Raw genomic sequence first — 20,637 nt, forward strand, 5'->3', positions numbered from 1 at the left:
ACTAGCCGGCGAAGGTGACCGCCACAGCCTTGACGCCGTTTCTAGGCACATCGAGGCGGCTGGAAAAGCCGAATCTTTCGCCGGGCGCCAGAGAACGGTTGGATGTCCCCAGAGTATAACGGGTGATGCGGCTGTCATTGCCGGTGACACGTATCTCCAGCGGCGGCAATTGTCCCGCCTTCAAACCGTCATTGACGGCCTCACCATCCACGAACAGCACCGGGGCGGGTCCTGAGGCGTCGACACGCGACGTGACGCCGGCAATGCTGAGTACGGCGCCCTCCGGCTGTTCGACTGACCAGAACGGCGTCTGGCGCACCAGCGCGTGGCCACCCGAGACCCAGAAGGCGGCAAGCGCCGCACCGATGCCGGCAATCCAGAAGATCGGCCCGCCACGCGATGCCGACCGCCCGGCTGACGCATCTGATTTGCGCAGCATCTCCATGCCTTCCATCGACGGCGTCGTGATGTCGCGCGCCGGCGTCGGCATGGCTTCTATCAGTGGGATCAGCTGCGGCAGCACCTCATAATCCGCATCGACGATGTCGGTCGCCACAGGCCGCGATTCCGGTGCGACACTTGTCCCGGTCATGATTTCGCCGGAAACCGGGCGCGCGGTTCGTTGCTCAGCCATCATGGCCCCGCTGTTGCCTCTTCGTTTCTTTTGCGTAAATGGAAATGGTTAACGCTTCCCCACCGGCCCCTTGTGACGCACTCAAAAACAGCGAGAATTAACCGACGGTTAACCATGGCGGCCGATGGTCGTTGGACAGAAAGGGCTGGCACGCCGCCGCCACACACCTCAGGTCGTCGCACGTGATCCGCTTCGAAAATGTCGGCCTCCGCTATGGCATGGGTCCGGAAATCCTCCGCGACATCTCCCTGCACATTCCGGAGAGCTCCTTCCAGTTCCTGAGCGGGCCCTCCGGCGCCGGCAAGACGACGCTGCTGCGCCTTCTGTTCATGTCGCTGAAGCCGACACGCGGGCTGATCACCATCTTCGGCAAGGACCGCTCGCGCATCTCGCGCGCTGAACTGCCGCATCTCAGGCGCCGCATCGGCGTGGTGTTCCAGGATTTCCGCCTGCTCGACCACATGACCACCTATGAGAATGTCGCTCTGCCGCTGCGCGTGCGCGGCCGCGAGGAAGCGAGCTACCGCACCGACGTCACCGAACTTTTGAAATGGGTTGGCCTGGGCGAGCGCATGCATGTGCTGCCGCCGGTCCTTTCGGGTGGCGAAAAGCAGCGCGCGGCAATCGCCCGGGCCTTGATCGAACAGCCCGAAATCCTGCTTGCCGACGAGCCGACCGGCAATGTCGACCCGCCGCTGGCGCGCCGGTTGCTCAGGCTGTTCATTGAGCTCAACCGGCTCGGCACCGCGGTGGTGATCGCCACTCACGATCTCGGCCTGATGGAGCAGGTCGACGCGCGCCGCATGATCCTGGCCGGCGGAAGGCTGGATATTTATGACTGAGCTATCGGCCGAACAGCTGCATGAAGACGCCGCCGAGCCCGCGACGACGACGCAGCGCGTCCAGCGCCGCATGGCGCCGATCGTGCCGGCGCAGAATATTGCCGGCCGCGCCTTGGTGCTGGTCATCGCCATCATGACCTTCCTGTCCTGCCTGACTTTCGGCGCCGTCACGCTGGTGCGCGACACTGCCTCGGTCTGGGAAAACCAGATCTCGCGCGAGGCGACGATTCAGATCAAACCGGTCGACGGCCTCGACATGGAGGCAGCCCTTGCCCAGGCCTCGCAGATCGTCGGCGAATTCCCCGGTGTGAAGGAAACCCGGATCATCGATCGCGACGCCACCGCGCGTCTGTTGGAGCCATGGCTGGGCTCGGGCCTGAATATCGACGAATTGCCGGTGCCGCGCCTGATCATCGTCACCATCGACGAGACCAGTCCGCCCGACTTTAGCGCCATCCGTGCGGCGCTCACGCCCAAGCTGCCGAGTGCTTCGCTCGACGATCACCGTACATGGGTCGACCGGCTGGTCGCCATGGCCCGCACCACGGTCACCATCGGCATCGCCGTGCTGGTCCTGATGCTGTCGGCGACGGTGCTGACCGTAGTGTTTGCGACGCGCGGCGCTATGGCGGGTAACGGCCATATCATCGAAGTGCTGCATTTCGTCGGCGCCGAGGCGCGCTTCATCGCGCGCGAATTCCGCTGGCATTTCCTGGTCACCGGCATGAAGGGCGCGGCCGCCGGCGGCGCAGCCGCGATCCTGGTTTTCATCGTCTTTTCCTGGTGGTCGTCGCGCAACATGGCAACGCCGCAGGCCGACCAGGCCACCGCTTTGTTCGGCAATTTCGCCATCGGATCGGCAGGCTATCTCGGCGTCGGCCTGATGGTGCTGGTGATCGGCGGACTGACAGCGGCGACCTCGCACGCCACCGTCGTCGCCTATCTCAGCGACATCGATGTCCGCCAGCCGGATGCGGGGTGAACCGTGAGGGCAGAAGCGAAAACAGTTCGGGGGCAAGGACAGGAATGGAAGGGACGATCACGGATCGAAAACCGACGTAACGCAATGTGCGCTTTTTTCCTTACCAAAAAGGCATTTCAGGATTAACCATAGGATGATGAACGCGCGGGAGTCGACCGGAACGGCTGGACAGATGCCAGTGGTGCGTTTGCGTGTGCGTACCGGGCTGGGCCGTTTGCGCACCGCCCTGCGTCTCGCCTCCCTCTGTCTACTGCTGCTGGTGGCCCTGTTTGCCGGTGGCTTCGGCTGGTTCGCCAGCAAGGTCAGCCACATGACGACCCCGACCAACCCGGCCAAGGCCGATGCGATCATCGTCTTGACCGGCGGTCAGGCCCGCCTCGACGCAGCACTCGATCTGCTTGCCTCCGGCAAGGGCGAGCGGCTGCTGATCTCAGGCGTGCATCCCTCTGCCAGCCGCCGCCAATTGCAGGCTGCTACCGGCGGCGACAAGGCGCTGTTTTCCTGCTGTGTCGACATCGACCGCGCCGCGCTTGACACGATCGGCAATGCCGAGGAAAGCGCTAAATGGGTGGAGAGCCACGCCTATGGCAGCGTCATCCTCGTCACCAACAATTACCACATGCCGCGCAGCCTGCTCGAGATGGGCCGCCTGCTGCATGGCGCCAGGCTTGAACCCTATCCGGTGGTCAACACCAATCTGGACAATGGCGACTGGCTGACCAAGCCGGAAGCGCTACGCGTGCTTCTGACCGAATACAGCAAATACCTGCTGGCGCTTGCGCGCGGCGTCGTCCCGGTCCGCCAGACCGCCGACAGCGTCGCTCTGGCCGAGGTTTCGACCGCCAAGGACTGAGTCGATTACCGCTTGGCCGTGCCGTCTTCCGCGCCACTCAGCCGCGCAATCTCCTGTTCGAGGCGTTCGATCCGTTTGTCGCGTTCGGCAAGTGCAGCCGCCACGTCGGCAGCCTCGAATCGCTGCGGAATGTGTTGCGGGCAATTGGCATCCCAGGCCGAGACGGTGAACAGGATGACCTGCTCGGGGCGCGCCTTGTAGTCCTGCGGCATCAGCCTTGCCAGAAGCTCGGCATCGTCCTCGACGACGCGCGCCGTGCCCCAGATCTTGACGCGCTGGCGATGCGCATAGTCGATCAGGAACAGGAATGCCTGGTTGTTGTCGGCGAGATTCCCCTGCGTGATGAACTGCCTGTTCCCGGAGAAATCGGCAAAGCCGATGGTCTTCTCGTCCAGCACCTTGAGGAAGCCGGCTGGCCCGCCGCGATGCTGGATATAGGGCTGACCCTCGCCATTTGCCGTCGACAGGAAGACGCTGGTCTGCGCCGCGATGAAGTCGGCGAGGTCGGGCGTCATATGGGCGCGCCATCCGCCGCGCTCCTCGGCGCTGGCATAGCCCTTGCGCGAACCTTTGCGGGTCTGGATCGCCTTGACCGTCGGCGTGAAGGCGACATCGCTGGTGAAAGTATGAGCATTCATGGAAGCCTCCGCGAGGCCGAAACACGGCCATTGTACGAAGAGGTAGGTCCTTCCATGTTTTGGATGTAGATGGCATAGTTGCAAGCTATCTTTCCAATTTCCGGAAGAAATTATGGATCGTCTCGAAGCCATGTCGCTGTTCGTCGCCGCGGTGGAAGCGGGCAGCCTTTCCGCTGCCGGCCGCCATTTCGGCATTCCACTGGCAACGGTCAGCCGCAAGGTTTCCGACCTCGAAAAGCACCTTCAGGCGCGCCTGCTGAACCGTTCGACCCGGCAGCTCACGCTGACCGATGCCGGCCAGGCCTATCTCGCCGCCTGCCGCCGCATCCTCGGCGAGGTCGGCGAAGCCGAACGCACCGCTGCCGGCGAATACAGCACGCCGACCGGCGACCTGTTCATCACCGCGCCGGTCGTCTTTGGTCGCCTGCACGTGCTGCCTGTCGTCACCGAATTCCTGGCGGCTTATCCTCAAGTCAACATTCGCCTGACGCTGGCTGACCGGATAACCCAACTGGCGGAGGAACATCTCGACCTTGCCATCCGCATCGGCGAGCTTGCGCCTTCGAGCCTCATTGCCATCCGCGTCGGCGCGATCCGTCGCGTCGTGTGCGCCAGCCCCGCCTATATCGCCGCGCATGGCATGCCGCGGACGCCGGACGATCTGGCCGCGCATGAATGCATCAGTTTCGAAGGGCCTGCAGCGCTCGCCAGCTGGAGCTTTGCCGGCGACAAGGGCGAACTGATCGTGCCGATCCACTCACGGCTGCGCGTCAACACGGCGGAAGCTGCAATCGATGCCGCGATTGCAGGCGCCGGGATGACGCGGGTGCTCTCCTACCAGATCGCGGACGCAGTACGTTCCGGCGTGCTCGTCCCGGTCTTGCGACCCTTCGAGCCGCAGCCGTGGCCGGTGAGCCTCGTCCATGCCGGCCAAGGCCTGCTGGCGGTGAAACTCAGGGCGTTCCTCGATTTCGCCGCTCCGCGGCTGAAGCAGCGGCTATTGCAGGCGACGTGGTGAGTTGAGACTGGCTTTGAGTCAGTGGCGAGCCGGCCTATGTCAGGCCATTGCGGCGTTTCCTTTTTGCCCGCGCTTGGTGTAACCAACGCACACCTCCTCAACGGGCCCTTCCCCGCATGCTCTATATCCGCTCGCTGGCGTTCAACTTCGTCTTCTATGTCAATCTGATCGTCCAGATGGTCCTCTGGACCCCTTACTACTTCCTTTCGCCACGCCATCGCGCCTGGTTCGTGCCGAAATTCTGGTCGCGCACCAGCCTGTGGCTCTACGACAAGATCGCCGGCACGAGGAGCGACATCACCGGCGTCGAGAACCTGCCGGAGGGCTCTTTCATCCTGGCGCCGAAACACCAGTCGTTTTGGGACGCGATCGCTTTCTTTCCGTTCCTCCACGATCCGCTTTATATTCTGAAGCGCGAGCTGACCTGGATCCCCTTCTTCGGCTGGTACATCCTGAAGATGCGGATGATCCCGGTTCACCGCGGCAGCCGCTCCAAGGCGTTGAAGCAGGTCGTTGCATCGACAAAGCAGGAGATGGGGCGCAATCCGCGCCAGCTGATTATCTACCCCGAAGGCACGCGCCGAGCGCCAGGCGACGAGCCGGCTTACAAATACGGCATTGTCGAGCTCTATACGCAGCTTGGCGTCCCGGTGGTACCGGTCGCCCATGTCGCCGGCCTCTATTGGCCTCGCCGCAAATTCTTGCGCTTTCCCGGCACCATCAAGGCCCGCTTCCTGCCGCCGATTCCGCCCGGGCTCGGCAAGGACGAATTCATGGACAGGCTGATCGGCGATACGGAAGTCGCCTGCGACCAGCTGCTGATCGAGGCATCGCAGGCTCCTAACCCGCCGCAAATGCCGCCGACGGCGGTCAAGCGGCTGGCCGAACTCGCCGCGGCCGCCAAAGCAATTCCAGGAAAAGTGTGAGCGGTTTTTTCCGTCCTGAATTGCGCCAAAACAAAAAAGACCAAAGCTTGATCTCTTCTGCGGGCCGGCTCAAGGCCACGCCGCCAGCGCCGTGGTCAGCACCAGCGTCGCCGCGAAGGCCAGATTGATGATCCGCGACGCCAGCGGCTGGCGCAGGGTGCGGGCGAAGGCCGCGCCGGCCAGCAGCCACAGCACATGGATGGCGACGATCATCAGGGTGAGAACCGCCAGCCTGGCCGGGATGCCGAGAGCATCGGCGCCGGCTGCGGTCGCGGAGCCAGCAAGGACCGCAGCAATCGCCACATAGGCTTTCGGGTTGGCAACGGCGAGCAGTAAGCCGCCGAGGAAGGTCGGCAGAACCGCGCTGCTGTCACGCGCGGCCAGCGGCGGCGCTGTCGCTATTTTGTAGGCGAGGTAGAGAATATAGGCGGCGGAAGCGACCGCCAGCACTGGCGCTACGCCCGGCATCGAGGTGAGGATAGCCTTGATGCCGGTGGCCACTACCAGCAGCACCGCGACCGTGCCCAAAATCATCCCCGATGTGTAGTGAAGCGAATTGCGCAGGCCGAAGGCGGCCCCTATCGCCGTGACGCTGATCGTCGCCGGGCCAGGACTGCCCATGACGACGGTTGCCGCCAGCACCAGCGCCAGCAATTGCTGCCAGGGCTGCGCCTGCGAAAGAATGTCTGCGGCCATGCTGCCTCTTCTCCACAATAATGGAGAACAGTGTGGCAAGGCGGACAGCCGTCGTCTTGAACGATCGTGCCGAACCTGCGCGGCTAGGCGCTGGCCTTGTCCAGCGCCACGAGATCCTCCGCGCTGAGCTTCAGCGATGCGGCGCGCACCAGGCTGTCGACCTGGTCCAGCGTCGTGGCGCTGGCGATCGGCGAGGTGATGCCGGGCTGCGCCATCACCCAGGCGAGTGCTACTTCCGCCTGCTTGGCCGAATGGCGCGCCGCCACAGTGTCGAGTGCGGCCAGAATGCGCATGCCGCGCGCATTGAGATAAGCCTTCACGCCGCCGCCGCGTTCACTTTTGCCGAGATCGGCCTCGCTACGGTATTTGCCGCTCAAAAACCCCTTGGCGAGGCTGAAATAGGTGATGACGCCGATATCCTCGGCCACGCACAGATCATGCAGCGGCCCGTCGAAGGATGAGCGGTCGTAGAGATTGTATTCCGGCTGCAGCACGCTGTAGCGCGGCAGCCCGCGCAGGCTGGCAACATCGAGCGCGGCGCGCAGCTGGCCGGCGTCAAGATTCGAGGCGCCGATATGGCGGACCTTGCCGGCAGCGAGCAGCTTCTGGTAGGCGCCGAGCGTCTCCTCATAAGGGGTTGTCGGGTCCGGCCAATGCGAGAGATAAAGGTCGATCACGTCGGTCTGCAATCGCTTGAGCGACGCCTCGACTGCCCTTTCGATATGGGCAGCGGACAGATCCTTCTTGCCTTGTCCCATATCCGAGCCGACTTTGGTGATGACGATGATCTTGTCACGGTTGCCGCGGCTTTTCATCCATTTGCCGATGATGGTCTCGGACTCGCCGCCCGCGTGGCCGGGCACCCAGCGCGAATAGGCATCGGCCGTATCGATAGCGTTGAGGCCGGCGTCGCCGAACCGGTCGAGCAGGTCGAAGGAGGTCTTCTCGTCCGCGGTCCAGCCGAAGACATTGCCGCCCAGGACCAGCGGCGCGATGGAAAGGTCGGTTTGACCGAGACGGCGTTTTTGCAAGACGGGGCTCCGTGGGCTGGCGGCGGGCGACCCGAATGCTCCGGGCCGCAGCTAAGCTAGGTCTCGCCGCGCCGAGGTCAAAGGCCTCAGCCAATTTTTCCAGCGGGCCAGCGCTTCACAAAGGCGCAAGAGCTTCGCCTGCAGGCTCGCCGTGGTCTACTGGCTCACGAGGCGATCCGCTTCGCCACCTCTTCCAGCCAGTGGTCGCTGATACCCAGCGCCGCGAGATGCTGCAGCGTGTTGAGCACATAGTCCTCGTTGTTTCCGGACTGGCCGACGGCGCCACGGATAACACCTGCCGCATGCGCGGGGTCGAGCCCGCCGGCATACTGCTCATGCTGGCGGTCGACGATATAGGCGACCGCTTTCACTCTCTCTCCCGCGGCCGCCCCATTCCCGTCGAGGCTGATATCGAGCACACGCTCGAGGTAGACGCTGGTCACCAATTCGCGCTCGCGCAGATAGGTCAGCACCTCATCGCGCAGCTCGCCGGGCACGCGAAAGGCCAGCCCGATGCAGGAGCCGCCACGGTCGAGGCCGAGCACCAGGCCCGGCCGCTGACGCGTGCCGCGATGCACGAAGGAATAGACGCAGAGCGACCGGCGGTAGCCGTAAAGCCGCGCGCGGCGGGTCTCGACATGCGCGAATCCCGGTCGCCAGATCAGCGAGCCGTAGCCAAAAACCCAAAAATCGCCCATATCGCCAAGCCTGATTGCACGAGAGTGACGCCGCCGCATCGGAATCGGTGCTCTTCTGTTCTTTTTGCTTGTTGCGTAAGCCACAGTCCACCCGCAACACGCCCGCGTTAATGAAAGCCGCAGCATGACGTCAAGTGACGAGCGTCCGTCGAAGTTTCGCCGCCGGCTGATGTGGCTCGCTGCCTTGGTCGTTATGCTGTTCGGCGTCTACAGCGCGGTCTGGTTCTATGTCGCCGGTCGCGTCAGCAGCGAAGCCGACAAAGCGGTAGCCTCGCTCAAGGACAAAGGCATCGAGGCCGGCTGCGCCAACCTCACCGTCAGCGGCTACCCCCTGAGTTTTGCCATCTCCTGTGACAATCTGGCTTACGAGGACGACGCCAGGAACGTTGCCGCCTCGGCAGGCAGCTTCAACTTCGTTGCAGAGCTCATCCGGCCTTTGTCGCCTGCCGCCGAGTTGCGTGGGCCGCTGCGCACCTCGGTGCCGGGGATGGCGCCGCTATGGATCGATTGGGACAATCTGCAGGCCAATGCCAGGCTCTCCTGGCCCTTGCCACGCAGCATTTCGCTGCAGGCCGAGAGCTTGTCCGGCCAGACCGATCCGGCCGACGACACCGACCCGGTTTCACTATTCAGCGCCGGAACGGCGGCGGGCGAGTTGCGGCCGGACGGTCAGGACCTTGGCTATACCGGAAGCTTCACCGATCTTGAGATCGACGCCGACGCGATCGGCGGGCGCGTGCTGCCGCCGCTCGACGGCAGCGGCGACGCGACGCTGAAGAACGGCGTCGCGCTGATGAAGACGCAGGCCAGGAGCCTGCGCGGCCAGGCGGTCGGCATCCACAAGCTCGATCTGTCGTCGGGAACCGCGCGCATCACCGTCTCCGGCCCGGTGTCGGTCGACGCCAACGGCCAGGTCAATGCCGACCTGACGATCAAGCTGCAGGATCCCAAAGCCGTGGCGGCAATCCTCGCCACCGCAATCCCCGAGCAGAAGAGCCAGATCGAGCAAGGCTTTGCCGGTCTGGCGCTGCTCGGCAACGAACCGTCGATGCCGCTCAAGGTGGTGAAGGGCAAGGTCTCGCTCGGCTTCATTCCGCTGGGCAAGATCAAGCCGCTCGATTAGAGCAATTCCAGGAAAAGTGTGAGCAGTTTTCCGTCCGGAATTGCGTTAAAACAAAGAGACAGAGCATGATCGCAAAGAGCGGCAACGGCTTTTGGGGAGAGATCATGCTCGAGCAAGCCGACGCATGAACCGACCGGTGAAACTGCTGAGCGTTGGCGCGCTGACGCTGGATACCATCCTGCGCGTCGAAACCCTGCCCACGCATCAGGGCAAGTTCATCGCCTCGGACGGCATCCAGATCGCCTCGGGCATGGCGACAAGTGCTGCCTGCGCCGCCCGCCGTCTCGGCGCCGAGGTGTTCCTGTGGGCAAGTGCAGGTGACGATGCCGTCGGCGACCAATTGCTGGCCGGCATCGAGGCCGAGGGCGTCGATTGCGACTTTGTCCGCCGCGTCGAAGGCGCCCGCTCGGCGCTGGCCGCGATCCTGGTCGACGCTCATGGCGAGCGCATCATCGTGCCCTTCTACGACCCAAAGGCGCAGGCCGACCCCGAGGCGGTGCCTGTCGCCGATCTTTCCGGCTTCGATGCCGTGCTGGTCGATGTGCGCTGGCCGGGCGCCGCTGCTCTTGCCTTGACCGCCGCGCGCGACGCCGGTTGCCCGGCAATCCTCGACGCCGACACGGCGCCGCTGGAGGTGCTGGAGCGCCTGGTGCCGCTGGCATCGCACATCGTCGCTTCGGAGACGGCGGCACGCATCGTCTGCGGCCATGCGCTGGACCCCGAAACCGCCTGTGCCGACCTCGCCAGCCGCACCGACGCCTTCGTGGCGGTGACCGGCGGCGCCTCGGGAAGCTGGTGGCATGACCGGTCCGCCGGATGCGTGCGCCACATCGCGGCGCCGAAGATCAAGGCGGTCGACACGCTTGCCGCCGGCGACGTCTTCCACGGCGCCTTTGCTGTCGCGTTGGCGGAAACCATGGCGATCGAGCAGGCGTTGCGCTTTGCCAGCGCGGCGGCCGCGCTCAAATGCCAGCGCTTCGGCGGCCGGCTGGGCGCGCCGGACCGGGCCGAGACAATGGCCATGGTCGCGGCGACCTGGCCCGTCTGAAACAGATTTAACTTTTCACCGGGTGCTCGACCGCCTGCCGGCCGAAATCCGGCACGTCGATATCCTGGCCGGCCTCGATGATCGAACGGCGAACGGCCCGGGTGCGGGTGAACAGGTCGAACAGCTTGTCGCCGTCGCCCCAGCGGATCGCCCGCTGCAGCGAGGCGAGGTCCTCCGAAAAGCGCGCCAGCATTTCCAGGATGGCATCCTTGTTGTGCAGGCACACGTCGCGCCACATGGTCGGGTCGGAGGCGGCCAGACGGGTGAAGTCGCGGAAACCGGAAGCCGAATATTTGATCACTTCCGACTTGGTCACCGATTCCAGATCGTCGGCCGTGCCGACGATGTTGTAGGCAATGATGTGCGGAAGATGCGAAACGATGGCCAGCGTCATGTCATGATGCTGCGGGTCCATCGTGTCGATGTTGGAGCCGCAGCGCCGCCAGAATTCCGACAGCTTTTCCAGCGCGGCCGGATCGGTTCCCGGCAGCGGCGTGAAGATGCACCAGCGGTTTTCGAACAGCTCGGCGAAACCCGCATCCGGGCCCGATTTCTCCGTACCCGCCAGCGGGTGTCCCGGAATGAAGTGCACGCCGTCCGGCACATAGGGCTGCATTTGCGCAATGACGGAGGCCTTGGTCGAACCGACATCGGTGAGGATGGCGCCTTTTTTCAGCGCCGCTGCGATCTCTTGCGCCACCTCGCCCGACGACCCCACTGGCACCGAGACGATGATCAGGTCGGCGTCGAGGACCGCTTCCCTGGCGTCGGTGGTGTAGCTCTCGCCAAGACCGAGCTCCTTCGCCCGCGCCAGCGTGGCCGGGCTGCGCGTCGCGATGGCGACATGGCGGGCCAGGCCCTCGCGGCGGATGATGCGGGCCAGCGACGAGCCGATCAGGCCGATGCCGACCAGCGCGATCTTTTCAAACATCGGTGCTGTCATTGTTTCAGCTTTTCAGGAATGTCGTGAGGGCATCGATGACGCCGCGATTTGCTTCTTCGGTGCCGACGCTCATGCGCAGCGCATTGGGAAAGCCATAGCCGGTAACGCGCCGCAATATATAGCCGCGCTGGGTGAGGTAATCGTCCGCCGCCTCAGCCGAATGCCTCTTGTCGTCGGGAAAGTGGATGAGGACGAAATTGCCGACGCTGGGCGTCACGCGCAGCCCAAGCTTCGTCAGTTCTTCATTCAGCCAGGTAAGCCAGGTCTCGTTGTGCAACGAACTGCGCTCGACATGGGCGCGGTCGCGGATGGCGGCAATGCCGGCCTCGATCGCTGTTGCGTTAACGTTGAAAGGGCCGCGGATGCGGTTGATGGCATCGACGATGTGCAGTGGGCCATACATCCAGCCGATGCGCGCGCCGCCAAGGCCGAGCTTGGAGAAGGTGCGGGTCATGACCACATTCTGTGCGCTGCCCGCCAGCTCGATGCCGGCCTCATAGTCATTGCGCCTGACATATTCGGCATAGGCCGCGTCGAGCACCAGAAGCACGTTGCCCGGGAGAGCGGAATGCAGGCGGCGGACCTCCTGGAACGGCAGATAGGTTCCGGTCGGATTGTTGGGATTGGCGAGGAAGATGATTTTGGTCCGCGGCGTCACCGCGGCCAGGATCGCGTCGACGTCGGCGCGTTCCTCGGTTTCCTTGATCGTCACCGGTGTCCCGCCGGCCGACTGGATGTAGATCTTGTAGATCATGAAGGCGTGTTCGGTGATGATGGCCTCATCGCCGGCCGCCAGATAGGTCTGCGCCAGCAGGCCCAAAATCTCGTCGGAACCGTTGGAGCAGATGATGTTTGCCGGGTTGAGGCCATGCACCTCGGCGATCGCCTCGCGCAGCCGGCGGGCGGTGCCGTCGGGATAGACATCGAGCTTGCTGGCCACTTCGCGCGCGGCCTCGATCGCCTTCGGCGACGGGCCGAGCGGGTTCTCGTTCGACGACAATTTATGGACCTTGGCGACGCCGGCCGGTGCTGTGCTCTTGCCCGGCACATAGGCGTCGATGTCCATAATGCCCGCGCGGGGCGTCGGTCGTGCCTTGTCCGCTGTCTTGTCCATGTCGCAAATCCATCGAGAATGCCTCCGTCCGGAGGCCGCAGCGGAAATACAAGCCGTAGCCGCGAATGTCGAGAGGCGGGCAATAGCTGGCCGTTGACGCCGGGCCGCACGAGTTCTAGAAGAACGCAACAGTTCCGTGGTGATTTGGCCGGTCGGCTTGCAGCCACGTTAAACAACTCGCTAAAGGGCCGTTTGCGTGACGTAACCGGCTTTGCGATCGCATTGCCGGTTTTTTATTGCCTGACGGCGGGCAAGGAGAGTCACATGGCCGCGCTCCGCGCTACAAAAACCAACAACGAGGCCGACAACCCGTCGAGCCCTGTGTTGCGTTTTGGCCCTGACAAGCCGCTGAAGCTTGACGCCGGCACGCTTTTGTCGCCGTTCCAGATCGCCTACCAGACATATGGCGCCCTCAACGATGCCCGCACCAACGCCATCCTGGTCTGCCACGCGCTGACCGGCGACCAGCATGTCGCCAGCACCAATCCGGTGACCGGCAAGCCCGGCTGGTGGGAAGTGCTGATCGGTCCCGGCAAGATCATCGACACCAACCGCTTCTTCGTCATTTGCTCCAACGTCATCGGCGGCTGCCTCGGCTCCACCGGTCCGGCCTCGACCAATCCCGCCACCGGCAAGCCCTACGGCCTCGACCTGCCAATCATCACCATCCGCGACATGGTGCGGGCGCAACTGATGCTGGTCGACCATTTCGGCATCGAAAAGCTGTTTTGCGTGCTCGGCGGCTCGATGGGCGGCATGCAGGTGCTGGAATGGGCGTCATGCTATTCCGAGCGCGTCTTCTCGGCCCTGCCGATCGCCACAGGCGCACGCCATTCCTCGCAGAACATCGCCTTCCACGAGGTCGGCCGGCAGGCCGTCATGGCCGATCCGGACTGGCATGGCGGCAAATATTTCGAGCACGGCAAGCGCCCGGAAAAGGGGCTCGCCGTGGCGCGCATGGCCGCCCACATCACCTATCTGTCGGAAGCCGCCCTGCATCGGAAATTCGGCCGCAATCTGCAGGACCGCGAAGCGCTGACCTTCGGTTTCGACGCAGATTTCCAGATCGAAAGCTATCTGCGCCACCAGGGCATGACATTCGTCGACCGCTTCGACGCCAACTCCTACCTCTACATGACCCGTTCGATGGATTATTTCGACCTCGCCGCCGACCATGGCGGCCGGTTGGCAGATGCCTTTGCCGGGACCAAGACCCGCTTCTGCCTGGTGTCCTTCACCTCGGACTGGCTGTTCCCGACCGAGGAGAGCCGCTCGATCGTGCATGCGCTTAACGCCGCCGGCGCCTCCGTCTCGTTCGTCGAGATCGACACCGACCGCGGCCATGATGCCTTCCTGCTCGATGAACCCGAACTGTTTGCCGCCATCAAGGGCTTCATCGGCTCGGCGGCCCGCGCAAGGGGGCTCGCCTCATGAGCGTCAATGGCAGCCAGCGCGTCGACCTCGAAGTCGTGGCCAACCTGATACCGCCGCAGTCGCGGGTGCTCGATGTCGGCTCCGGCGACGGCCTGCTGCTCGAACTCCTGCAGGAGACTAAGCAGGTCGACGGCCGCGGGCTGGAGCTGTCACAGCGCGGCGTCAATGAATGCGTGGCGCGCGGTCTCTCGGTCATCCAGGGGGATGCCGATACCGACCTCGAATTCTATCCGGACAAGGGTTTTGACTTCGTCGTCCTGTCTCAGACGCTGCAGGCGACCCGCAACCCGAAGCTGGTGCTCGACGAGCTGCTGCGAATCGGCAACCGCGCCATCGTCTCCTTCCCCAATTTCGGCCACTGGCGGGTGCGGCTGTCGCTGTTCGTCAAGGGCCGGATGCCGGTAACCGCGGACCTGCCCTATTCCTGGTACGACACGCCCAACATCCATTTCTGCACCATCCGCGACTTCGTCAATCTGGTCGAGGAACTCGGCGCTTCGGTCGAGAAAGCCACCGCGCTCGACGGCAACGGCCAGAAGATCGGCCTGTCGATGCCATGGTGGTTCTGGAATTTCTTCGGCCAGCAAGCGGTGTTCTTGCTGAAGCGGTAGTTTGCCCCTATTCCAGCACGTTCGTCGCCTTGTGCGGGTGCTGAACGCCATCGGCGATGATCACATCGGCGTGGGAGTTGTCGGTGCGCAAGGCCAGAATCTCCCGATAGGCTGATGAATCGTACCAGCCCCACGCATGCGCCCTGTCCGGAAACTCGATGACGATCAGATGCCCGGGCCATTCGTTTTCGACCACGTCCATGTCGCCGCCGTGGACAAGGAAGCGGCCGCCGAACGGCTCCAATGTGGCGTCGATCCTCTGCAGATACTCGACAATCTGCGGGCCCATTGTGACTTGACGCATATGGGCGACGGCGTAGGCGGCCATGGCTGAACTCCCTGTGAGATCGAAGCCCGACGACCGGCTTCGTTGGCGCAATCTGCAGACATGATGGCCATCGGTCGATTACGTCTGGGGTAATCGGCCGGCTTACCGGCGTCCTGGCTCAACAGTTTGTGATGACATTGCCGCTGGTTTTTTGTAGCGTCGAATCGAATGCCATCCCGGGGTAAGGCTTGGACGGCGACCATCAAAACCTCCGGCCTCCAGGCATTTCGGGGCACAATCGAAGCAACATGTCCAAGGCAACCGACCTCGCTCCGCTGATCTCGGTGATCACACCGACGCACAATCGCCGCAGCAAGGTGGTGCGCGCCGTGGAGAGCGTGCTGGCGCAGAATTTTCCCCGGTTCGAACACATTGTCGTCGATGACGGCTCGACCGACGGTACGGCAGCCGCACTTGCCGAAATCCGCGATCCACGGCTGATCTATGTTGGCTCGAAATGGCGCGGCGCCAATGCCGCCCGCAATGCCGGCATCGAGCGGGCGCAGGCGCCGGTGGTGACATTCCTCGATTCCGACGACGTCTATTTGCCGGATCGCCTGGCGCGGACGCTGGAGCAGTTCGACAACAATCCCTCGCTCGAAGTGCTGATCAGTTCCTTCGTGTCGCTGAAGGGCAATCGCCGCACCAACTGCGTCAACCGCGAAGCGCTGCTGAGCCGCGACTCGCTGGAGCGGGCCCTTGTCGCGCAGACCATCTTCATTGCCGGGTCGGCAATCACCGCCCGGCGCGAGTCGCTGCTGGCCATCGGCGGCTACGACAGTGACGTCACGCGCATGCAGGATCGCGAATTGTTGCTGCGCTTTGCCCGTCGCAGCGGCGCGCAGCTGTCCGAAGTGATCGACTGGAAAAAGTACAACTCGGAGAATTCGATCTCCGGTCGCCGGGACGGCTATGTCGAAGCCTATGCGAGCTTGATCGACAAGCACCCCTATATCGCCGACCGCTACCCCTACATTCCGCCTTACATGATCGCCCGGCAGCTCATCGCCGATGCACTCAAGGGCAGGGTTTCGCAGGCGTTCTCCGGCTATATGGCCAACCGGTCGTCGAAGGCGCTTGGCTATTCGCTGCCGCAGCTGTTGCGTGGCTATGTCGGCGGCCGGCGCTGGCGCCGCGATCTCTATGCCGAATTTCGCGACAAATACGGTGCACGGCCGGCCTGAAGTTTGCCGACAAGCCGCGCAGCGGCTTTCCCCTCCGAACTGCCTCAAACCTCATTTGTCGAGTTCCGGCAGATATGGGTCGGAATATAGCCGCCGGTCGCGTTCGCCCTGCAGGCAGTCCATGGGTGCGGCGGCATCGATCGGGACCACGGTCGCATCGGCGATGCCGCTCACCTCCAGGATCAACTTGCGGCGTATGGCGGTGGCGAATTCCGAGGCCGCATAGATCGGCAACACGAAGGAGCCGGGCCCACCGGTGACGCAGTCGTCATAATACTGGTCGAGATGGCTGAAGGTCGGCGACGGGCTGATCAGGATCGGCAGGCCGTTGATGACGATGCCCTTGGCCACCGCCGCATCGCGTGTCGTGGCGACGGGCAGCCCGGTGTTGTTGGGACCGTCGCCGGAAATGTCGATGACGCTGCGTGGCGCATCGAACCCCGTGCCCTCGAACAGCCCGGCGCCGAAGGCAAGCGCACCGGAAATCGAGGTGCCGCGAAAGCTGCGGAACGGCCGCGCTTCTATTCTGTCGGCGAAGGCGTTGGCGCTCTCTGCGCTGTCGATCACCTGCCAAGCGATGACGCCATCCTCGCGCACGACGCCCGCCCATTCGAAATAGGCAAGCGCGATGCGCCCGGTGGTTCCCGAGCGCACGGCCTTGATGAAATCGGGATGCCTGAGCGCCTCGACATAGCCAGCGCGCTGCAGCGCGAACTCCCTCTCGTCCATCGACTGTGAGATGTCGACGGCCAGCACCAGTTCAACATCCACGGCAACGGCCGGGGCAGCCACGGGCGTGGTGCAGGCAAGGCAGGCAAGCAGGCCGAGCGCATCGAGCATGGCCGCACCACGGATGTTTCGACCCGTGAATCTTCGCCGCGATCGCGGCGAAATAAAGCCCCTTCTACTTCTTTCGCCGCACGGCCGCTTTCGGCGGCGGGTCGATGGCGCCGGTCCTGACTCGGGCGGGTTTCAGTGGCGCAGCACCCGTATCCTTCACGATGTTCAATGCGCGTGGAAAGAAATGACCATTGTGCAGTCCGCGCCCGATGTTGAGGATCGCGGTCTCCGGCAGGCGTTTCTCCAGCATGGACAGTACCCTTCGCAGCGAAGGACCATCGAACGCGTCCATCGCTTCGTCGATGATCACCCATTTCGGCTGCCGCAAGGCCAGCCTGGCGAAGGCCAGCGACCGCTGTTCGTCATCGTTGAGTTCACGCTCCCACCGTGCGGAACGGTCGAGCGAGGATGACAGCCGCTCGAGCCCGACCTCGGCCAGTACCGCCCCAAAATCAGCATCGCCAGCCGGCGCCGAGCCATTCGGATGCAGCACTTCGCGTAACGTGCCGGCAGGAAAATACGGAACACGCGGCACGAAAATCGGCGTTTCTCCGGCCGGCAAGCCGATCCGCCCGCTGCCCCAGGGCCAAAGGCCGGCAATGGCGCGGAAGAACAATGTCTTGCCGGCGCCTGGGTCGCCGGTGATCATGACGCGCTCGCCGGGATGGATCTCGACATGGCTGTCTGAAAGTTTGGTGCAGCCCTCCGGCGAGGCCACTTGGAGCTTCTCGAAGGTCAGGCTGCCATTGGCGTTGTCGCCGAATTCGATGCGCTTTTCCTTGTCGTGCAGCACATCGGTTTCATCGAGCGCGATGCGGAAGTCGGCAACGCGCATCAGCGTGGCGCGCCAGTCGGCTATGCCGCCGATATTGTTGATGAACCAGCGCAGCGACGAGTGCACCTGGTTGAAGGCGCCGACCGCCATCATCAACCCGCCAAAGCTGATATCGCCTGAAAAATAGACCGGCGATGCCACAAGGATCGGCGCCACCACGGTGATCCAGCCATAGGTATCGGTCACCCAGGAAAGGTTGATTTGCGCTTTGTAGATGTTTCGCATCGCGCCCAGCACCGTGCCAAGGTCGATTTCGAGCCGTCTCTTGGCATCGGCTTCGCCGTGATAGAGCGCGATGGCGTCGACATTCTCGTTGACGCGCACCATCCCGGAACGCAGCTCGGCCTCGCGGGTGTAGCGGTCGCTGTTGAGGCGGATCAGCGGCCGCCCGACCAGCCAACTCAGCCAGGAGGCGATGCCGGCATAGAGGAACGCGGCCCAGACCATGTAGCCCGGTATCGCCAGCGACCAGCCGTTGATGTGGAAGACGAAGCCCGACGAGAGTTGCCAAAGCACGCCGACGAACGACACCAGCAGGATGAAGGATTGCAGCAGGCCGACGCCGAGGTCCGTCGACAGATCGGACAGATGCGCGGCATCCTGCTGCATGCGCTGGTCGGGATTGACGCCGATGGCGCCGGCATTGGCGAGCCGGAAGGCCCGCGCCGGCCGCATCCATTGGTCGATCAGGTCGAGCGTCAGCGCCTCGCGCAGCTTCAGCCGGATCATCTGGTTGAGCCAGGTCTGAGCGATGTTGAGCAGCAGCAGCGTGCCGGCAATCACGGCAAAGATCATCAGCTGATGCAGGAAGGCCGCCATGTCGCGACGCGCCAGCGCATCGTAGAAAGGCTGGTTCCAGCGGTTGAGCAGAACCTGGCCGATCGACGTCGCGACGATGACCGCCATAATGCCGACCGACGTCCAGACCAGCCACTTGCGCACCGGTGAGCCTATCAGCGCCCGTTTGATCGTCGCCACCTGATCGCGCAGGCTGCTGGCTTCGACGGTTACCGGCTGAGCGGTGGCGGACTTGTCCGGTTGATCAGCCATGCACGAGGTCCTTGCGTTCAGAAGCGTTGCTGAAACCAGATGGAGATACTTGAAGGCATCCGCCGCTCAAACGGACCGCGAATGCATCTGCGACAGGTAGGTGGGAAAAACCCACGCAACACCAGTTTTCATGATGATCACGAAGGTGTCACCTGACGCGTCGTCGATGTCACCCCTTCCGCCCGGCGGCCAAGCCGCGTCGCACCGTGCGGTGACAGTACCGGCACGAAGACACGGCGCGAGGCGCGCTGCGCGACCGGCACGCCCTGATAGAGCCGCTTCTGCGCCTCGACCACGATGACGCCGGAAAAGATCGGCCAGAACCGCCGGCCGGCGCGCTCCAGCACATTGTGGAACCGCATCATGAAGCGCCGCGGCGATGGCGGGAAGAACAGCGCGTCGGACCAGGAAGCCGGTGTGAAATTCGCCTCGCGCAGCAATTCTGTCAGCTGGCCGCGCGAGAACGGCCGGCCATTGCCGAACGGCGTGTGCTCGAACCGCGCCCAGACACCGCGCCGGTTGGGCACGACGATGACGACGCGCCCTGCCGGCGACAGCACCCGCCAGATCTCGTTCAGCGTCTCGCGCGGGTTTTCGACATGTTCGAGCGAATGCACGAGCAGCATGCGGTCGATGCAGGAATCGACCAGCGGCAATTCCTCGTCGAAGACCAGCGCCGTAGCCGTCGGCCCGTTCGCCGGCCAGACGACGGCGCCTTGCGTAGCAGGCATGAAGGCAAACACCCGCTCGGCATCGGTGCCGAACCGCTCCAGCCACGGCAAGGTATAGCCGAGCCCGACCAGCCGCTCATTGGGCACTGTTGCCCATATTGAGGACAGCGCCATGGTGATCGAGCGTTCAGCCAGGCGGCCGAGCGTGGTCGAATAGAAGGAGCGGAGATCGACGATATCGGAATGCATGCGCGGGACGGTAGCTGCGATGCCGCCCAAGTTCAACAAAGCCGGCACGTTCTGCAAAGCTAGAGTGACATCGGCGGCCAAGCGCCCTATGTCTGCGCCAACAGATGGAGAGATGCCAATGCCCGTCGAAATCGAACAGTTCATGTGCCGCAGCGACAATTTCGGCGTGCTGGTGCATGACCCGAAAAGCGGCGAGACCGCCATTATCGACGCGCCCGAAGAAGCGCCGATCATTGCCGCGATCGAGCGTACCGGCTGGAAGCCGACGATGATCCTGACCACCCACCACCATGTCGACCATGTCGAGGCCAATCTGGCGCTGAAGGAGCGCTTCAAGCTGCGCATCGTCGGACCGGAGGCTGAAAAGGAAAAGATCCCCGGCATCGACGAGACCGTCGGGCAAGGCTCGGTCGTCCATCTCGGCGGCGAGCGGATCGATGTCATCGCCACGCCCGGCCACACTGCGGGCCATGTCTCCTATCATTTTCCGGCCTCGAAAGTGGCGTTCACCGCCGACACTTTGTTCGCGCTCGGCTGCGGCCGGCTGTTCGAATGCAAGCCGCCGGTGATGTATGAGTCGCTGAAGAAGCTCGCCGCACTCCCGGCGGACACGGTCATCTATTGCGGCCATGAGTATACGCTTTCGAACGCCCGCTTTGCGTTGACCGTCGACCCGACCAATTCGGCGCTGAAAGAACGCGCCGCCAAGATCGAGACCCTGCGCGCCGACAACAAGGCGACGCTGCCGACCACGATCGGCGAGGAATTGTCGACCAATCCGTTCCTGCGCTGGCACGACCCGGCGATCCGCAAGCATCTCGGTATGGAGGAGGCCTCCGACGCCGAAGTGTTCGCGGAAATCCGCAAGCGCAAGGACAATTTCTGAGCA

Annotated in this window: 22 protein-coding genes and 1 riboswitch; of the genes, 11 read left to right on the plus strand and 11 right to left on the minus strand. The window is 63.7% G+C overall.

Features of this window, described 5'->3' with window-relative positions; genetic code table 11:
• Position 1 precedes the first annotated feature (1 nt).
• Positions 2 to 637, minus strand: a complete 636-nt coding sequence (locus ACYG9Z_RS10510) for a hypothetical protein (RefSeq protein WP_023751691.1) — start codon at positions 635 to 637, stop codon at positions 2 to 4.
• Between the two features lie 179 nt (positions 638 to 816).
• Between ACYG9Z_RS10510 and ftsE the strand changes: the two genes are divergently transcribed.
• The 3 genes from ftsE (at position 817) to ACYG9Z_RS10525 (ending at position 3,311) form a co-directional block, all read left to right on the plus strand.
• Complete coding sequence (ftsE, locus tag ACYG9Z_RS10515; protein ID WP_023685344.1) at positions 817 to 1,476, plus strand: cell division ATP-binding protein FtsE; 660 nt, start codon at positions 817 to 819, stop codon at positions 1,474 to 1,476.
• The gene (locus ACYG9Z_RS10520) at positions 1,469 to 2,458 is read left to right on the plus strand and encodes a cell division protein FtsX (protein ID WP_023673312.1); all 990 of its coding nucleotides are present in this window, start codon (positions 1,469 to 1,471) and stop codon (positions 2,456 to 2,458) included. The genes ftsE and ACYG9Z_RS10520 overlap by 8 nt, the downstream gene beginning before the upstream one ends.
• Positions 2,459 to 2,591: 133 nt before the next feature.
• The gene (locus ACYG9Z_RS10525; protein ID WP_023673311.1) at positions 2,592 to 3,311 is read left to right on the plus strand and encodes a YdcF family protein; all 720 of its coding nucleotides are present in this window, start codon (positions 2,592 to 2,594) and stop codon (positions 3,309 to 3,311) included.
• Between the two features lie 5 nt (positions 3,312 to 3,316).
• On the opposite strand, the gene ACYG9Z_RS10530 is transcribed toward ACYG9Z_RS10525, so the two are convergent.
• Positions 3,317 to 3,949: a pyridoxamine 5'-phosphate oxidase family protein gene (locus ACYG9Z_RS10530; RefSeq protein WP_023751690.1), complete on the minus strand. Its 633-nt coding sequence runs from the start codon at positions 3,947 to 3,949 to the stop codon at positions 3,317 to 3,319.
• 112 nt (positions 3,950 to 4,061) lie between these two features.
• On the opposite strand from ACYG9Z_RS10530, the gene ACYG9Z_RS10535 reads away from it, so the two are divergent.
• Together ACYG9Z_RS10535 and ACYG9Z_RS10540 are read left to right on the plus strand one after the other, a co-directional pair.
• A complete protein-coding gene (locus ACYG9Z_RS10535) occupies positions 4,062 to 4,967 on the plus strand; it encodes a LysR family transcriptional regulator (protein WP_023685345.1) in 906 nt (301 codons plus the stop codon).
• A gap of 116 nt (positions 4,968 to 5,083) precedes the next feature.
• Positions 5,084 to 5,893, plus strand: a complete 810-nt coding sequence (locus tag ACYG9Z_RS10540; RefSeq protein WP_023742891.1) for a lysophospholipid acyltransferase family protein — start codon at positions 5,084 to 5,086, stop codon at positions 5,891 to 5,893.
• 69 nt (positions 5,894 to 5,962) lie between these two features.
• Here ACYG9Z_RS10540 and ACYG9Z_RS10545 read toward each other — a convergent pair whose 3' ends face one another.
• The 3 genes from ACYG9Z_RS10545 to ACYG9Z_RS10555 all read right to left on the minus strand — a co-directional run bounded on the left by ACYG9Z_RS10545 (position 5,963) and on the right by ACYG9Z_RS10555 (position 8,318).
• Entirely contained in the window at positions 5,963 to 6,589 is a 627-nt protein-coding gene (locus ACYG9Z_RS10545) for a LysE family translocator (RefSeq protein WP_023751689.1), read from the minus strand.
• 83 nt (positions 6,590 to 6,672) lie between these two features.
• The gene (locus ACYG9Z_RS10550) at positions 6,673 to 7,620 is read right to left on the minus strand and encodes an aldo/keto reductase (protein WP_023751688.1); all 948 of its coding nucleotides are present in this window, start codon (positions 7,618 to 7,620) and stop codon (positions 6,673 to 6,675) included.
• Positions 7,621 to 7,784: 164 nt separating this feature from the next.
• Entirely contained in the window at positions 7,785 to 8,318 is a 534-nt protein-coding gene (locus tag ACYG9Z_RS10555; RefSeq protein ID WP_023673305.1) for a gamma-glutamylcyclotransferase, read from the minus strand.
• A 124-nt stretch (positions 8,319 to 8,442) separates the two neighbouring features.
• Here ACYG9Z_RS10555 and ACYG9Z_RS10560 point away from each other — a divergent pair, with 124 nt between their 5' ends.
• Together ACYG9Z_RS10560 and ACYG9Z_RS10565 are read left to right on the plus strand one after the other, a co-directional pair.
• On the plus strand, positions 8,443 to 9,441 hold the full coding sequence (locus tag ACYG9Z_RS10560) for a DUF2125 domain-containing protein (RefSeq protein WP_023751687.1): 999 nt from the start codon (positions 8,443 to 8,445) through the stop codon (positions 9,439 to 9,441).
• 124 nt (positions 9,442 to 9,565) lie between these two features.
• A complete protein-coding gene (locus ACYG9Z_RS10565) occupies positions 9,566 to 10,489 on the plus strand; it encodes a sugar kinase (RefSeq protein ID WP_023751686.1) in 924 nt (307 codons plus the stop codon).
• Positions 10,490 to 10,496: 7 nt separating this feature from the next.
• On the opposite strand, the gene ACYG9Z_RS10570 is transcribed toward ACYG9Z_RS10565, so the two are convergent.
• Positions 10,497 to 11,432 (minus strand): prephenate/arogenate dehydrogenase family protein, encoded by a 936-nt coding sequence (locus ACYG9Z_RS10570; protein ID WP_023735196.1) that lies wholly within the window; start codon positions 11,430 to 11,432, stop codon positions 10,497 to 10,499.
• 4 nt (positions 11,433 to 11,436) lie between these two features.
• Positions 11,437 to 12,546 (minus strand): histidinol-phosphate transaminase, encoded by a 1,110-nt coding sequence (gene hisC, locus ACYG9Z_RS10575; RefSeq protein ID WP_023686716.1) that lies wholly within the window; start codon positions 12,544 to 12,546, stop codon positions 11,437 to 11,439.
• Between the two features lie 126 nt (positions 12,547 to 12,672).
• Positions 12,673 to 12,750: riboswitch (SAM riboswitch) on the plus strand.
• A 60-nt stretch (positions 12,751 to 12,810) separates the two neighbouring features.
• Here hisC and metX point away from each other — a divergent pair.
• Together metX and metW are read left to right on the plus strand one after the other, a co-directional pair.
• Positions 12,811 to 13,980, plus strand: coding sequence for a homoserine O-acetyltransferase MetX (gene metX / locus ACYG9Z_RS10580; RefSeq protein ID WP_023685352.1), 1,170 nt, complete (start codon positions 12,811 to 12,813; stop codon positions 13,978 to 13,980).
• Positions 13,977 to 14,591 (plus strand): methionine biosynthesis protein MetW, encoded by a 615-nt coding sequence (gene metW / locus ACYG9Z_RS10585; RefSeq protein WP_023685353.1) that lies wholly within the window; start codon positions 13,977 to 13,979, stop codon positions 14,589 to 14,591. The genes metX and metW overlap by 4 nt, the downstream gene beginning before the upstream one ends.
• A 7-nt stretch (positions 14,592 to 14,598) precedes the next feature.
• Here the strand turns inward: metW and ACYG9Z_RS10590 are convergent, their stop codons facing one another.
• Entirely contained in the window at positions 14,599 to 14,919 is a 321-nt protein-coding gene (locus ACYG9Z_RS10590; RefSeq protein WP_023685354.1) for a DUF1330 domain-containing protein, read from the minus strand.
• 248 nt (positions 14,920 to 15,167) lie between these two features.
• Here ACYG9Z_RS10590 and ACYG9Z_RS10595 point away from each other — a divergent pair, with 248 nt between their 5' ends.
• On the plus strand, positions 15,168 to 16,103 hold the full coding sequence (locus ACYG9Z_RS10595) for a glycosyltransferase family 2 protein (protein ID WP_023673297.1): 936 nt from the start codon (positions 15,168 to 15,170) through the stop codon (positions 16,101 to 16,103).
• A gap of 51 nt (positions 16,104 to 16,154) precedes the next feature.
• Here ACYG9Z_RS10595 and ACYG9Z_RS10600 read toward each other — a convergent pair whose 3' ends face one another.
• From ACYG9Z_RS10600 to ACYG9Z_RS10610, 3 genes are all read right to left on the minus strand, one after another.
• A complete protein-coding gene (locus ACYG9Z_RS10600; RefSeq protein ID WP_023685356.1) occupies positions 16,155 to 16,943 on the minus strand; it encodes a DUF1194 domain-containing protein in 789 nt (262 codons plus the stop codon).
• Positions 16,944 to 17,007: 64 nt separating this feature from the next.
• Positions 17,008 to 18,828 carry an ABC transporter ATP-binding protein/permease gene (locus ACYG9Z_RS10605; protein ID WP_023737439.1) on the minus strand — a complete coding sequence of 607 codons (1,821 nt, stop codon included), beginning with the start codon at positions 18,826 to 18,828 and terminating at the stop codon, positions 17,008 to 17,010.
• A 137-nt stretch (positions 18,829 to 18,965) separates the two neighbouring features.
• A complete protein-coding gene (locus ACYG9Z_RS10610) occupies positions 18,966 to 19,748 on the minus strand; it encodes a class I SAM-dependent methyltransferase (RefSeq protein ID WP_023670688.1) in 783 nt (260 codons plus the stop codon).
• Between the two features lie 118 nt (positions 19,749 to 19,866).
• Here ACYG9Z_RS10610 and gloB point away from each other — a divergent pair, with 118 nt between their 5' ends.
• Positions 19,867 to 20,634, plus strand: a complete 768-nt coding sequence (gene gloB, locus ACYG9Z_RS10615) for a hydroxyacylglutathione hydrolase (protein WP_023670687.1) — start codon at positions 19,867 to 19,869, stop codon at positions 20,632 to 20,634.
• Positions 20,635 to 20,637 lie beyond the last annotated feature (3 nt).

This window comes from Mesorhizobium sp. RSR380A (genome assembly GCF_054719385.1).